Annotated in this window: 14 protein-coding genes; 11 read left to right on the top strand and 3 right to left on the bottom strand. The window is 61.3% G+C overall.

Going from position 1 to position 14,250, the window contains the following annotated elements; translation table 11 throughout:
* Window positions 1–78 precede the first annotated feature (78 nt).
* Genes B9Z45_RS08970 through B9Z45_RS08945 form a run of 6 tightly spaced genes read left to right on the top strand, consistent with a single transcriptional unit; the run spans window position 79 to window position 7,348 of the window.
* The gene (locus B9Z45_RS08970) at window positions 79–1,032 is read left to right on the top strand and encodes an ABC transporter permease (protein ID WP_108406892.1); all 954 of its coding nucleotides are present in this window, start codon (window positions 79–81) and stop codon (window positions 1,030–1,032) included.
* A 37-nt stretch (window positions 1,033–1,069) separates the two neighbouring features.
* Entirely contained in the window at window positions 1,070–1,924 is an 855-nt protein-coding gene (locus B9Z45_RS08965) for an ABC transporter permease (protein WP_370445822.1), read from the top strand.
* Window positions 1,924–3,546, top strand: a complete 1,623-nt coding sequence (locus B9Z45_RS08960) for an ABC transporter ATP-binding protein (protein ID WP_108406890.1) — start codon at window positions 1,924–1,926, stop codon at window positions 3,544–3,546. Before B9Z45_RS08965 ends, B9Z45_RS08960 begins: the two co-directional genes overlap by 1 nt.
* A gap of 19 nt (window positions 3,547–3,565) precedes the next feature.
* Complete coding sequence (locus B9Z45_RS08955; RefSeq protein WP_108406889.1) at window positions 3,566–5,065, top strand: M81 family metallopeptidase; 1,500 nt, start codon at window positions 3,566–3,568, stop codon at window positions 5,063–5,065.
* A gap of 48 nt (window positions 5,066–5,113) precedes the next feature.
* Window positions 5,114–6,532 carry an amidase gene (locus B9Z45_RS08950; protein ID WP_108406888.1) on the top strand — a complete coding sequence of 473 codons (1,419 nt, stop codon included), beginning with the start codon at window positions 5,114–5,116 and terminating at the stop codon, window positions 6,530–6,532.
* A gap of 51 nt (window positions 6,533–6,583) precedes the next feature.
* Window positions 6,584–7,348 carry a type III pantothenate kinase gene (locus B9Z45_RS08945; protein ID WP_108406887.1) on the top strand — a complete coding sequence of 255 codons (765 nt, stop codon included), beginning with the start codon at window positions 6,584–6,586 and terminating at the stop codon, window positions 7,346–7,348.
* Between the two features lie 48 nt (window positions 7,349–7,396).
* On the opposite strand, the gene B9Z45_RS08940 is transcribed toward B9Z45_RS08945, so the two are convergent.
* Together B9Z45_RS08940 and B9Z45_RS08935 are read right to left on the bottom strand one after the other, a co-directional pair.
* On the bottom strand, window positions 7,397–8,062 hold the full coding sequence (locus tag B9Z45_RS08940) for a TetR/AcrR family transcriptional regulator (RefSeq protein ID WP_108406886.1): 666 nt from the start codon (window positions 8,060–8,062) through the stop codon (window positions 7,397–7,399).
* Window positions 8,063–8,084: 22 nt separating this feature from the next.
* Window positions 8,085–8,624: a phasin family protein gene (locus tag B9Z45_RS08935; protein WP_108406885.1), complete on the bottom strand. Its 540-nt coding sequence runs from the start codon at window positions 8,622–8,624 to the stop codon at window positions 8,085–8,087.
* A 109-nt stretch (window positions 8,625–8,733) separates the two neighbouring features.
* Between B9Z45_RS08935 and rfbB the strand changes: the two genes are divergently transcribed.
* The 4 genes from rfbB (at window position 8,734) to slmA (ending at window position 12,325) form a co-directional block, all read left to right on the top strand.
* The gene (rfbB, locus tag B9Z45_RS08930) at window positions 8,734–9,798 is read left to right on the top strand and encodes a dTDP-glucose 4,6-dehydratase (protein WP_108406884.1); all 1,065 of its coding nucleotides are present in this window, start codon (window positions 8,734–8,736) and stop codon (window positions 9,796–9,798) included.
* Complete coding sequence (rfbD, locus tag B9Z45_RS08925; RefSeq protein ID WP_108406883.1) at window positions 9,795–10,691, top strand: dTDP-4-dehydrorhamnose reductase; 897 nt, start codon at window positions 9,795–9,797, stop codon at window positions 10,689–10,691. Before rfbB ends, rfbD begins: the two co-directional genes overlap by 4 nt.
* A gap of 67 nt (window positions 10,692–10,758) precedes the next feature.
* On the top strand, window positions 10,759–11,658 hold the full coding sequence (argB, locus tag B9Z45_RS08920; RefSeq protein WP_108406882.1) for an acetylglutamate kinase: 900 nt from the start codon (window positions 10,759–10,761) through the stop codon (window positions 11,656–11,658).
* A gap of 43 nt (window positions 11,659–11,701) precedes the next feature.
* Window positions 11,702–12,325, top strand: coding sequence for a nucleoid occlusion factor SlmA (gene slmA / locus B9Z45_RS08915; RefSeq protein ID WP_108406881.1), 624 nt, complete (start codon window positions 11,702–11,704; stop codon window positions 12,323–12,325).
* Window positions 12,326–12,376: 51 nt separating this feature from the next.
* Here the strand turns inward: slmA and B9Z45_RS08910 are convergent, their stop codons facing one another.
* Complete coding sequence (locus B9Z45_RS08910; protein ID WP_304481797.1) at window positions 12,377–13,654, bottom strand: D-alanyl-D-alanine carboxypeptidase family protein; 1,278 nt, start codon at window positions 13,652–13,654, stop codon at window positions 12,377–12,379.
* A gap of 349 nt (window positions 13,655–14,003) precedes the next feature.
* Here B9Z45_RS08910 and B9Z45_RS08905 point away from each other — a divergent pair.
* Window positions 14,004–14,250, top strand: a 247-nt coding sequence (locus tag B9Z45_RS08905; RefSeq protein WP_146180858.1) for a transposase, incomplete at its 3' end; no start/stop codon positions are given.

Genomic DNA, 14,250 nt, shown 5'->3' with positions numbered 1-14,250 from the left:
ATGCACCTTCGTGCAGTGTCTGGTCAGGGGTTTTGATCCCGGCCTGCAGGTCTTTTTCCTCGACCCTCGGAATCATTCATGTTGCGTTTTTTGATGCAGCGCCTGCTGGCGCTGATCCCTGTTCTTTTCACGGTGGCCATCATCGTGTTCCTGATTCTCAGGCTCACGCCAGGCGATCCGGCTGCGGTCATTGCGGGCAACAACGCCACCAACGAAGACATCGACCGGATTCGTGAGCAACTGGGTTTGACCAAGCCCTTGTTCACGCAATTCACGATTTGGCTGAGTGGCGTGCTGCAGGGCGACCTGGGCTATTCGTTTTACCTGAACAAGCCGGTGATCGAGTTGATCGCACAGCGCATCGAGCCGACTTTGTCCTTGGCCGCTGGGACCATGCTGTTGTCGGTGGCGGTGGCGGTGCCCTTGGGCACCTTGGCCGCGTGGCGCATGGGGGGCTGGCTCGACCGGATTCTCTCGGGCTTTGCCGTGGCTGGTTTTTCGGTCCCGGTCTTTGTGATCGGCTATGTGCTGATTTATGTGTTTGCCATCGAGTTGCAGTGGTTGCCGGTGCAAGGCTATCGGCGCTTGTTCGGTCCTTCTTCGCAGGGCATCGGGCCTTGGGCTTATCAACTGGTCTTGCCCTGGGTCAGCCTGGCCACCATTTACGTGGCCTTGATCGCCCGTGTCACCCGTGCCAGTGTGTCTGAGGCATTGACTGAAGACTACATTCGAACTGCGCGTGCCAAGGGCGTGACTGAGCAGGCCGTGTTGCTGCGCCATGCGCTGGCCAATGCGGCGGTGCCCATCGTCACCGTGATCGGCATTGGCATTGCACTGCTGATTGGCGGCGTTGTCGTGACCGAGACCGTGTACGCCATTCCGGGCTTGGGTTCTCTCACGGTGGATGCCGTGCTCAACCGCGATTTTCCGGTCATCCAGGGCGTGGTGCTGTTTTTCAGCGTGCTCTATGTGGTGATCAACCTGCTGGTCGATCTGAGCTACCTCTGGCTCGACCCCCGCATCCGTTACTGAGCCCAAGAACCGCATGACAACGCTTTTTCGCAAACTGATGGCAAACACTTCGATCCGCTTTGGGTCGAGTGTGTTGGCCCTTTTGATTTTGATCGCAGCCATCGCCCCATGGCTGGGCACCGTGGACCCTGCCGCCATGGATTCGGCCAACATCAACACCCTGTCTGGCACGGTCGGGCAGTTTGCCTTGCTGGACGGCTCCAGCGTGGCGCACACCTTCTGGATGGGCGCCGACAACTTTGGCCGTGACATTTACAGCCGTGTGCTGTTTGGCACACGCGTGTCCTTGCTGGTGGGCTTGTTCTCGGCCACGGTGGCCTTGTCCATCGGGGGCTTTCTGGGCATGCTGGCGGGCTACTTTCGCTTGATGGACACGGTGCTCATGCGTTTCATGGATGGCCTGATGGCGATCCCTGCGATTTTGCTGGCCATTGCCCTGGTGGCCGCTCTGGGCGCGCAACTGTGGACGGTGGTGGTGGCCATTGCCGTGCCAGAAATTCCCCGCGTCACGCGCCTGGTCCGGTCTTTGGTGCTGACCCTGCGCGAAGAACCTTTTGTGGAGGCGGCAAGGGCCCTGGCCACGCCGACGCCGGTGATCTTGTTGCGCCACATCCTGCCCAATGCCATGGCGCCATTGATTGTGCAGGGCACGTTCATCGCCGCCAGTGCGGTGCTGACCGAAGCAATCTTGAGTTTCCTGGGCTTGGGTTTGCCCGCCGACGTTCCGACCTGGGGCAACATCATGGCCGAGGGGCGTGTGCAATTCACGCAGTTCCCGGGTAATGTGCTGTATCCGGCCCTGTTTTTGGTGCCCACGGTGCTGGCCATCAATTTGCTGGGCGACGGCTTGCGCGATGTGCTCGATCCCAAGTTTGCCAAGAGGAGCGCGTGATGGCCTCCACTGAACAACAGACGGTGCTCTCGGTACGCCATCTTTCGGTGGCCTTGCCTTTTGGCGCAGACCGGGCCCATGCGGTTCAAGGGGTGTCGTTTGACATTCATGCCGGAAAAACCTTGTGCGTGGTGGGTGAGTCGGGTTCTGGCAAATCGGTCATGGCCACCACCGTGATGGGTTTGCTGGCCAAAGAGTTGCGACCCGATGCCGGAGAGATCCTTTTGCAAGGTGAGTCGCTGCTCAAAGCGTCGGCCTTGCGCATGCGCCAATTGCGCGGGCAGGCCATGGGCATGGTGTTTCAGGAGCCGATGACCGCACTCAACCCGGTCATGACTTGCGGGGACCAGGTGGACGAATTGTTGTCGACCCACACCGACTGGCCCTTTGACAAACGCCGAGCCGAAATCTTGCGCATTTTTGACCGGGTGCGATTGCCCGAGCCCGAGCGCATGTTGCGCAGCTACCCGCATCAACTCAGCGGGGGGCAGCGCCAACGCATCGTGATCGCGATGGCGGTGATCCTCAAACCTGCGCTGATCATTTGTGACGAGCCCACCACGGCGCTCGATGTCACCACACAAAAAGAAATATTGCGCCTGATCGCCGATCTGCAACGTGAGCAGGGCAGCGCGGTGTTGTTCATCACCCACGACATGGGCGTGGTGGCCGAGATTGCCGACGACGTGCTGGTCATGAACCAGGGTGAGGCGGTGGAGGGCGGGGCTTGCGAGCAGGTCTTGCGCCGCCCCAAAGCCGAGTACACGCGCCAGTTGTTGGCGGCAGTACCGGCCATGACACCGCCTGCACCCAAACCCGCGTTCACCGGTCCAGTTTTGTTGTCGGGGCAGGGTGTGGGCAAAACCTACATGAGCCGTGACTGGATGGGCCGTAACCGCGCCACCGCGGCCTTGCAAAACGCCCATGTGGCGGTGCATGCCGGCGAAACCGTGGGTGTGGTGGGTGAGTCCGGCTCGGGCAAGTCGACTTTTGCGCGTTGCCTGATCCGACTGATCGACCCGACTGAGGGGCGGATTTTTTGGGCTGAGAACGATGTGGCCCAACTGCCTGAAAACCGGTTGCGCCCTTTGCGCAGCCAGGTACAGGTGGTGTTTCAAGACCCGAACCGTTCACTCAATCCACGCCGCACGGTGGGGCAGTCCCTGGTGGAAGGCGCCATGAATTTCGGCCAGTCACGGGCCGAGGCCGAGGCGCTTGCAGCCGAATTGATGGGCCAGGTGCGTTTGCCTGTCGAAGCGCTCAAGCGTTACCCCAGCCAGTTCAGCGGCGGTCAGCGGCAACGCCTGGCCATTGCGCGCGCGCTGGCCTGTCGCCCCAAGGTCTTGGTGGCCGATGAAGCCGTGAGCGCCCTGGACGTGAGCGTGCAGGCGCAGATCCTGAACCTGCTGCGTGAAATCCAGGGGCGACTTGGTTTGGGTTTGCTTTTCATCACACACGACTTGCGGGTGGCCGCTCAATTGTGTGACCGTGTGATCGTGATGCACCAGGGCCTCATTGTTGAAGAAGGCCCCACAGCCGAGGTTTACGCCAACCCGCAGCAAGACTACACCCGTCGCCTGCTCGATGCTGCGCCTGCAGCCTTGCCTGCACTTGAAACCTGAAGCTTTTTAAACAAGTCCCATGACCCGCATTTTGATGGCTGGCTACCAGCACGAAACCAACACCTTTGCCCCCAGCCTGGCCCATTGGGCGGCCTTTGAAAGTGGCGAGGCCTTTCCGGCCTATGTGCGCGGACAGGCCATGCTGGACCAGATGACGGGCGTGAACATTCCTGCGGGCGGCTTCATCGACGCGGCCCGTCGTGAAGGCTGGCAATTGGTGCCTTCGGCGTGGGCCGGTGCCACGCCGTCTTCGTATGTGACCCGGGATGCTTTCGAGCGCATTTGTGCCGCCATTCTCGAAGACGTGCGTTCGGCGATGCTGCAGGGCCTAGACGGCGTGTACCTCGATTTACATGGCGCCGCTGTGGCTGAAAACGCCGACGACAGCGAAGGTGAGTTGATCGCCCGCATCCGCGCGGTGGTGGGGCCCAAGCTGCCCATTGTGGCCAGCCTTGACTTGCACGCGAACGTGACCCAACGCATGCTTGAGTTGGCCGATGCTTTGGTGGCCTATCGCACTTACCCGCACATCGACATGGCCGAAACTGGCGAACGGGCAGCCATGCTGCTGCGAGAGCATTTGCGCGCCGGCGGCAAACGTCCGATGCGGTCGCGCCGGCTGCCTTTTCTGATTCCTCTCAATGCCCAAAGCACCTGGATGGCTCCGGCCAAAGATCTCTACGACGAGATGATCGCGCTGGAAACCCAGACCGGCTGCACCTTAAGTTTTTGCATGGGTTTTCCGGCTTCTGACTTTGCCGAATGCGGCCCCGTGGTGTGGGGCCACGGTCCGCAAGCAGACGCCGCCGTGCAAAGTTTGTTTGAACGGGTGGCTGCTCCGGGCCAGTGGCGCCCGGATGTTTTGCCCGCCCGGGAAGCGGTGACTCAGGCCTTGGCCACAGCCGATGTGTCCGCAGCGCCTGTGGTCATCGCAGATACGCAAGACAACCCGGGCGCTGGTGGCGACAGCAACACCACCGGCATGCTGCACGCCTTGCTGCAACAAGGGGCCGGTCAACGCTGGCCTGGCCAGGTTGCCCTGGGTTTGTTGTTTGACCCTGAGGCCGCCAGCAAGGCCCACGCAGCCGGTATCGGCGCTGTCTTGCAACTGGCTTTGGGCCGTGCCGTGCCCACTTTCACAGGTGAGCCCAGTGACCCGCCTTTGCAAGGCCGCTTCACAGTGCGAGCCTTGGGGCCCGATTACTGCGAGCTGAAAGGCCCGATGATGACCGGCATGAAGGCCCACATCGGCCCCTGCGCCTGCCTGGAGATCGATGGCGTTTTGATCGCGGTGGCCAGCGGAAAAATGCAGATGCTTGACCGTGAATTGTTCCGTGCTGTGGGCATTCACCCCGAACAAATGAAGTTGCTGGTGGTCAAGAGCTCCAACCACTTCCGCGCCGATTTCACGCCCATCGCCAGCCGTGTGCTGGTGGCCAAGGCCGCAGGCCCCATGGCCGCAGATCCAGGCGATTTGCCCTGGAAAAAACTCAGCCCCAACACCCGCACCCGGCCCTGAACTTCATCTTGGGGCCTGGCCTGATTATTTTTTTGGAAAGACAAGCGCATGAGCAAGACCAACCAAGACCTGACCCAGACCCCCGCCCATGAGCTGCTGGCCTTGTACCGCAGTGGCCATGCTTCGCCGGTCGATGTGACCCAGGCCGTTTTAAAGCGCATAGAACGGGTCAACCCCCAAATCAACGCCTTTTGTCTGGTCGACGAACAGGCCGCTTTGGCCAGTGCGCGCGCCAGTGAGGCGCGCTGGCAGGCGCATCGGCAGCAAGGCACGCCTGTGGGCGCCCTAGAAGGCGTGCCGGCCTCCATCAAGGATTTGATTCTGACCCGAGGCTGGCCCACCCTTCGCGGCAGCCGCACCATCGACCCGAACCAACCCTGGGAGGTTGATGCCCCTGCCACGGCGCGACTGCGCGAGGCGGGCGCCGTGTTGCTGGGCAAAACCACCACCCCCGAATTTGGTTGCAAGGGCGAGACCAACTCGCCTGCCACCGGCATCACGCGCAACCCCTGGAACCTGAACCACACACCTGGCGGGTCTTCAGGGGGCACCGCTGCTGCTGTGGCCGCAGGCCTGGGGCCGCTGAGTGTGGGCACCGATGGCGCGGGCAGCGTGCGCATACCCGCCGCGTTTTGCGGCAACGTCGGCCTCAAGCCCAGTTTTGGGCGCATACCCGCCTACCCCTTGTCGCCTTTTGGCTCGGTGGCGCACCTTGGGCCCCACACCATGAGCGTGCGCGACGCCGCCTTGATGACCAATGTGCTCAAGCAGCCCGACGCCCGCGACTGGACTGCGTTGCCGCCCGATGCCACCGATTACAGCGTGGGCCTAGAAGACGGTGTTCGCGGCCTGCGAATCGCCTATTCCCCCACCTTGGGCTTTGCGCAAAACGTGCACCCTGAAATCGCAGCGGCCGTGGCCACTGCGGTCAAACAGCTGGAAGCCCTGGGTGCCCACGTCGAGCAGGCCGACCCGGGTTTTGACGACCCGCTGGACATCACCACCGGCTTGTGGTTTTTGGGGGCCTACACCGTCTGGACGGGCCTGAGCGCCGAGCAGCAAGCCCTGGCCGACCCTGACTTTCGCGCCGAGGCGGCTCTGGGCGCGCAGCTGAGCGCCCTGCAGGTGCAGCAACTGAACCAGCGCCGCGGCGTTTTGGGTTCGCACATGCGCCAGTTCATGCAGCGCTTCGATTTGCTGGTCACTCCAGCCGTCTCGATCCCGGCATTTGAAGCCCGACCAGCCGGCTCGGCGCCCATGACCCCCGAGGCCATGCTGGGCTGGACACCCTTCAGCTACCCCTTCAATCTGACTCAGCAACCGGCCATCACGGTGCCTTGCGGGCTGACCCGGTCGGGTTTGCCAATGGGCTTGCAGATCGTTGGCCCCATGTTTGGCGACGCCTTGGTACTGCGCGCCGCCAGAGCCTATGAGTCGGTCATGCCGGTGCTGCGGCCAGTCATTTAAAGCCAGCCTTTGGGTGTGAATTCTCTGGGTGAAATTCATTATCATCGGCCCATGACATTTTTAGCCATCGATGTGGGCAACACGCGCCTGAAATGGGCGCTGTACGACCAACCCAACCCCCAAGGGCAGTTGCTGTCCCATGGCGCTGAATTCCTGGAAAACATCGACCGCCTGTCTGAAGGCGCCTGGGCGCAACTGCCCAAGCCAGACCAGATGCTTGGCTGCGTCGTCGCAGGCGATGCCATCAAGCGGCGCGTTCAAGAGCAAATGGAGATTTGGGATTTCGCCCCGCAATGGGTGGTGCCGGGCGTCCAGGAGGCGGGCCTGATCAATGGTTATGACCACCCTTCACGTTTGGGTTCGGACCGCTGGGTGGCCATGATCGGCGCGCGCCAGCGCATGCTGGCTTGCGGCCCTGCCCGGCCCCTGGTGGTGGTCATGGTGGGTACGGCCGTGACGGTCGAGGCAATCGATGCCGAAGGTCGATTCCTGGGCGGCCTCATCTTGCCAGGCCACGGCATCATGTTGAAGGCACTCGAATCAGGCACGGCTGGTTTGCATGTGCCGACCGGAGAGGTCACGCCCTTCCCGACCAACACCAGCGATGCCCTGACCAGTGGCGGGACGTACGCCATTGCCGGTGCCTGTGAGCGGACGGTACAGCACCTGCGTGAGCACACCGGGCAAGAGCCCATGTGCATCATGACCGGCGGTGCAGGCTGGAAAATGGCGCCCAGCATGTCGGTTCAGTTCGAACTGGTGGACAACCTGATTTTCGATGGGCTTTTGGCGATGGCTGCGCATCGCTTCAACTGACCCGGTTCGCTTCGGGCTCGTTGGTTATGCCTGCTGGCAGGCCAGGTCTCAGCGTTCTGGGGCGCTGTAAGCAGCGGTTAAACCTTGCAGATGGGTTTGCAAATCGGTGTTCGCCATGTAGGGGGTCAACAACGCCAGCACATGTTGCGCACCCCGGGTCAGTGCCAAGCCTGCACTGGCCGGCTCCAGGGCTTGCCGAGGGTTGCGCACATATTCATAGCTGAGCCAGTAAGTCACCATCACGCACATGCTCGCCGAGAGGGTCTCGATGTTGTCGGGGTCAATTTTCATCAGGCCTGCAGCGGCCAAGCCCTCCAGCATCAATTTAAACGCGTGGGTTTTGCGCTCCAAAATATCGTGAAAATGCGTCTCCAAATGCCGGTTGCCTGACAGCAGGTTGTTCAGGTCGCGGTATAAAAAACGGTGGTTCCACACCTGCTCAAACAGCGAGTGCAGAAAAAACCAGGCGTCTTCGACGTCTTTCACATCGGGCGCTGCCTCCAGCAGCCCCAACATGGCCACTTCGTATTGGTCAAACAACTGGTTGACCAGGGTGTCTTTCGATGCAAAGTGGTAATACAGATTGCCAGGGCTGATGTTGAGCTCTGCCGAGATCAGCGTGGTCGAGACGTTGGGCTCGCCGAACCGGTTGAACAACTCCAGCGAGACCTCGGCGATACGCTGGGCTGTGCGGCGGGGTGCTTTTTTGGCCATGGCAGGGGGCGTAGTCTGTCCATCAGGCTGTTTTGGGGCGGGGTTTTGCGGGGCGCGACGCTGGGGTCTGAGGGGTGGCCGTTTTGCGCGCGACCGGTGCTTTGGGTTTGGCGCGCGCCGAAGTGGCCGAAGTGGCCGGCTTGACTGGCGTGGCCTTGGGGCGGGCTTCGAGTTTGGCCTCCAATTGGGCTACCCGGTCGGTCAGCATCTGAATGTCCAGCAGCGAGGGCATGCCCAAGCGGTGCAAGGCTTTGGCGACACGGTCTTCAAACAAATGCTCCAGTTTGTCGACACGCCCGGAGGCCTGCTCGCCAAAGCCTGTGGCCATGTGGCTCAGGCGCTCGGTGGCCTCGTGCAGGCGCTGTTGCGCTTCGGCCTGGCTTTTGCGCTGAAAGGCCAGGCCATCGTTGACCAGGGCTTCGATGGCTTTGCTGCCTTGCTCCTGGGCCTTGGCCATAGCCCCTAAACCAGCCAGCCAAACATGCTGGGCTGGCGGTGTCGGCATGTCCGGCTGGGACACGGGTTGGGTTTTGCTGCGTGTTGAGTCGTTTGATTTGGCCATGGCTAACTTCCTGAACAAGCTGCCACTTTAACCTGAGGGCCGCGCAATGCTTCTAAAATCCTGAAATCAAGGTACAACATCCCGTAGTGCCCAACCATCGTTCACTTTCATGACCCTACTTGTCACCGGCGGCGCCGGCTTCATCGGCGCCAACTTTGTGCTGGACTGGCTTGCCGCCCATGACGAGCCTGTCATCAATCTCGACAAGCTCACCTACGCGGGCAACCCCGAAACCCTGGCCAGCCTGCAAGGCGATGCGCGCCACCAACTGGTGCAGGGCGACATCGGAGACGCCGCACTGGTCAGCCGCTTGTTGGCCGAACACCGGCCGCGTGCTGTGGTCAACTTTGCCGCTGAAAGCCATGTGGACCGGTCCATTCATGGCCCCGGCGAGTTCATCGAAACCAACATCGTCGGCACCTTCCGTTTGCTGGAGTCGGTGCGGGGCTTTTGGTCATCCCTGCCCGAGGCCGAAAAATCCGCTTTTCGCTTTTTGCATGTCTCGACCGACGAGGTGTATGGCTCATTGGGTCAGGGCGATCCGGCTTTTGCCGAAACCCACCGCTACGAGCCCAACAGCCCCTACAGCGCGAGCAAGGCGGCATCCGACCATCTGGTGCGCGCCTGGCACCACACCTACGGCCTGCCGGTGCTCACCACCAACTGCAGCAACAACTACGGCCCCTACCATTTTCCCGAAAAACTCATCCCGCTGATGATCGTGAATGCTCTGGCAGGCAGGGCCCTGCCGGTGTACGGCGACGGCATGCAAATACGCGATTGGCTTTACGTCAAAGACCATTGCAGCGCGATCCGCCGCGTGCTCGAAGCCGGGCGCTTGGGCGAGGTCTACAACGTGGGCGGCTGGAACGAAAAGCCCAACATCGAGATCGTGCAAACCATCTGCCAACTGCTCGACCACATGCGTCCCAAAGCCGACGGCAGCAGCTACACCCAGCAGATCACCTATGTGACCGACCGACCCGGTCATGACCGTCGCTACGCGATCGATGCCCACAAACTCGAAGCCGAGCTGCGCTGGAAGCCTGCCGAGACTTTTGAATCCGGTATCCGCAAGACGGTTGAGTGGTACCTGAACAACCCTGAGTGGGTGGCCCATGTGCAAAGCGGTGCTTACCGCGAATGGGTGAACAAACAATACAGCGCCTCATGAAAATCCTGCTGCTCGGTAAGAACGGCCAAGTCGGCTGGGAGCTGCAGCGCAGCTTGGCCCCGCTGGGCGAGGTGCTGGCGCTAGACCGACACAGCACCGATTTCTGCGGCGATTTGAGCCAGCCAGAGCGCCTGGCGCAAACGGTGTTGTCTTACCGGCCTGACGTGATCGTCAACGCCGCAGCCCATACGGCGGTGGACAAGGCCGAGTCCGAGCTTGAGCTGGCCCGCTGCCTGAACGCCACGGCGCCTGCTGCGTTGGCGCAGGCCGCCGCCGAAGTCGGTGCCTTGCTGGTCCATTACTCGACCGACTACGTGTTCAGCGGCCAAGGCGATCGGCCTTGGCAAGAGGCCGATGCCACTGGGCCGCTGAGCGTGTACGGGCAAACCAAACTCGAAGGCGAGCAGGCCATCGTCGCCAGTGGCTGCAAACACCTGATTTTTCGCACCAGCTGGGTGTATGCGGCGCGGGGCGGCAACTTTGCCCGCACCATGTTGCGCTTGGCGGGGGAGCGTGAACGCCTGACCGTGATCGACGACCAGCATGGCGCGCCCACGGGTGCCGATCTGATCGCCGATGTCACGGCGCATGCCATTCGGCAGCTCATGCAGCCTCAGTCTGCGTCACTGGCGGGCATCTACCACTTGGTGGCCAGCGGCGAGACCACTTGGCACGGTTATGCCAGCCATGTCATCGCCCAAGCCCGGCATATTCAGCCGCAGCTGACCTTGAAAGTGACCGATATGGCGCCTGTACCGACCTCGGCGTTCCCAACACCAGCGCAGCGTCCGCTCAACTCCCGACTCAGCAGCCACAAGCTGCAACAGGCCTTTGGTTTGGTGTTGCCGCCGTGGCAGCAAGGTGTTGACCGCATGTTGGCCGAGATCCTCTGAGCCGCCTTGGGCTTGCGGCACAATCTGTTGGACTGTTTAACCTTTCCTCAATGCTTTGTTTTAAACCATGACCGATCACACCGCTGTCAAGCCCGTTGCGCCTCACGACCAGGCCCAGATCCTGGCGCAGGCCATGCCCTACATCCGCAAGTTTCACGGCAAAACATTGGTCATCAAATACGGCGGCAACGCCATGACCGACCCGGTCTTGCAGCAGGCCTTTGCTGAAGACGTGGTGCTGCTTAAGCTGGTGGGCATGAACCCGGTGGTGGTGCATGGGGGGGGGCCGCAAATTGAGGCGGCCTTGAAACGCCTCGGTAAAACCGGCGAATTCATCCAAGGCATGCGGGTGACCGATGCCGAGACCATGGAAGTGGTCGAGTGGGTGCTGGGCGGTGAAGTGCAGCAAGACATCGTCGGCATGATCAACCGCGCTGGCGGCAAAGCTGTGGGCCTGACGGGGCGTGACGGCGGGCTGATTCGCGCCAAAAAACTGCGCATGGTGGACAGCCAGGACCCGAGCAAAGAGCACGACGTAGGACAGGTCGGCGAGATCGAAAGCATCGACCCGTCTATTTTGAAATGCCTGCAAGACGACGCCTTCATCCCGGTGGTCAGCCCCATCGGTTTTGGTGAAAACAACGAAAGCTACAACATCAATGCCGATGTCGTGGCCGCCAAACTGGCCACCGTGCTGCAAGCCGAAAAGCTGCTGATGCTCACCAACATCCGTGGTGTGCTGGACAAAGAAGGCCAGTTGCTGACCGAGCTGACCCCAGGTCGCATCGATGAGCTGTGCGCCGACGGCACCATCAGTGGCGGCATGATCCCCAAGATCGCGGGCGCCCTCGATGCGGCCAAGAGCGGTGTGAACGCGGTGCACATCATTGATGGCCGTGTACCCCATGCCATGTTGCTGGAAGTGTTGTCCGAGCAGGCTTTTGGCACCATGATTCGCAGCCGATAAAAACAAGCAGCAGACACAAGCCGCACGACAACAGGGGAACAAGATGTCTGATCCAGCACAGCAAAGCGAGCACTTCTCGGAAGACGAGATCGTTCCTGCGCGCAAACGGCCACGTCCGGGTGAGCGCCGTTTGCAAATTTTGCAAACCCTGGCCGCCATGCTCGAGCAGCCGGGTGCCGAGCGGGTCACCACAGCCGGGCTGGCTGCCAAAATTGGCGTGAGCGAAGCGGCTTTGTACCGGCACTTCGCGAGCAAAGCGCAGATGTTTGAAGGGCTGATCGATTTTGTCGACCAATCGGTGATCGGCCTGATCCGTCAGGTCACCGACCGCGAGCCGGCCGGCCCGAACCAGGCCGGGCGCATTGTGGCTTTGCTGTTGCAGTTTGCCGAAAAAAACCCGGGCATGAGTCGCGTCATGATGGGCGATGCGCTGGTTTTAGAGCACGAGCGTTTGCAAGAGCGCATCAATTTGCTGTTTGACAAGATTGAGGCGCAGTTGCGCCAATCCCTCAAAGGCAGCGAGTCTGCGACCCCCACCGGAGATGCGCAGGTAACCGCTTCCTTGCTGGTGGCCTTCATGCAAGGCCGCTTGAACCGCTTTGCCCGTACGGGCTTTAAGCGCTTGCCCTCAGAACATTTGCAGGCGGCGTTGGCGCGGATGCTGTAAGTGGGCAGGGCGCCTGGGACGGCGCCCATTGTGCAGCCTTTTTTCGGCGGTTTACTGGCCGAACAACTTGCTCACATGCTGCCATGCCAGCAGCAGCCAACCTGATCGCTCCACTTCGGCCTGCGCCACGAGCGGGGCTTCGCCCATCGGCTTGCCATTGACGGTGGCCATCACCTTGCCGATCACGGTCCCCTTGGGCACTGGGGCTTCCAGGCCTGGTTTGAGTTCCACTGCGGTTTGCACTGGCGTGCCACGTGGCACGGTCAGCATCCAAGGGGTGCCCAGACCGGCGGCCACGGTGTCGGCCTTGCCAAAGCTGACTTTGGCCGTGCCGACCACCGCGTTCGCAGCAAACGGGGTGACTTTCTCGAAGCTGCCAAAACCCCAGCCGAGCAGCGTGCGGGTCTGGTCAGCGCGTGCCTGGGCGCTGTGGGTGTTGAGGATGACCGAGATCAGACGCGTGTCGTTGCGCTTGGACGATGTGACCAAGCAGTAACCGGCTTCGGCCGTGTGGCCTGTTTTGAGGCCGTCCACGCTGGGGTCGGTGTAGAGCAGGGCGTTGCGGTTACCTTGCTTGATGCCGTTGTATTTGAAATCACGTTCGGCGTAGAGCGGGTAGTACTCGGAACCGTCGCGGATGATGGCACGCGCCAAGATGGCGAGGTCACGCGCAGAAGACTTGTGCGCCGGATCGGGCAGGCCCGTGGGGTTCACAAAGTGGGTGTGTGTCATGCCCAAGCGCTGGGCCTCGGCGTTCATCAGCTTGGCAAAACCTGCTTCGGAGCTGGCCATGTGCTCGGCAATCGCTTTGGAGGCGTCGTTGCCCGACTGGATGATGATGCCGCGCAGGATGTCGATCACCGTGGCCTGGCTGTTAAGAGGCAGGTACATGCACGACTCGGCGCTCGTGCCCCGACACCAGGCGTTTTCGCTCACGGTGACCAGATCGGTGGGCTTGAGCTTGCCTGAGCGCAGCGCCTGCTCGACGATGTAGCTGGTCATCATCTTGGTCAACGAGGCGGGGGGCAGGGCCTCGTCGGCATTGGCCGAGGCCAGCACTTCGCCCGAGTCAAAGTCCATCAGCAACCAGGCTTTGGCCTGCAGTGCCGGTGCGTTGGGGGCCAAGGCCACCTGCGCCGCCAGCGGGGGCAAAGCGAGGGCAGCCGCCGCCAGCTTTTTGGTGTTGGGCTTGGCCGCGCTTGATTTGGCGGCGGGTTTGGTTTTTTGGGGTTTGGCGGCGAAACTGCTGGCGCTGGGCGCCAGGATGCCGACGGCGATGGCGAGGATGACGGACAGGAGAGAAAATTTCTGGGTGTGCATGGTGTTCATCGGTAGAGCCCCGATTGTCGCGGATTGGCGCCTGTCTTTTGCGCGGCAGTGTGCGTAAAAACACGCGCCAAGATCTATCTCGCCAAAAAAGAACTGAATGATGTTGGTCGCTGCGCGTGAGATGGCGCAGGCCAGAGATTCGGGTGGGTGGGTGCGAGATAGGTTGATGGCGCTGTGAGTGCTGGGCTACTTGGCGCTTGGTGAGGCAAAGGTGGGTTCAGGCTGCAACTGGTAGTCCACGACAGTCGGCTTTAGGGTGCTCCAGTTCAATCAAAAGTTTGGCAACAGTAATTGATTAGGGCTGCGCTGAATAAGTCCACCGCATTGGGTGCTGTTTCGTTATAGGTCGATGAAACAACAGACCCTTGCCCTAGCGGCCGATGCAGGAGCCGGATTCGAACAATACCGTCGCGCAACCAGGCGCGACGTGTTCCTCTCCACAATGAATGAGATCGTTCCGTGGCATGCGCTATGCGAAGTGATCGAGCCGCATTACCCCAAGCCGGGCAATGGTCGCCCGCCGGTGGGACTTGAGCGTATGTTGCGCATGTACTTTGTGCAGCACTGGTTCAACTTGGCCGACGAGGCTTGCGAGG

The organism is Limnohabitans sp. 2KL-17 (assembly GCF_003063415.1).
Taxonomy (GTDB): domain Bacteria; phylum Pseudomonadota; class Gammaproteobacteria; order Burkholderiales; family Burkholderiaceae_C; genus Limnohabitans_A.
Note: the sequence above shows the minus strand (reverse complement) of the source record. Positions and strands in the feature narration are given on the sequence as shown.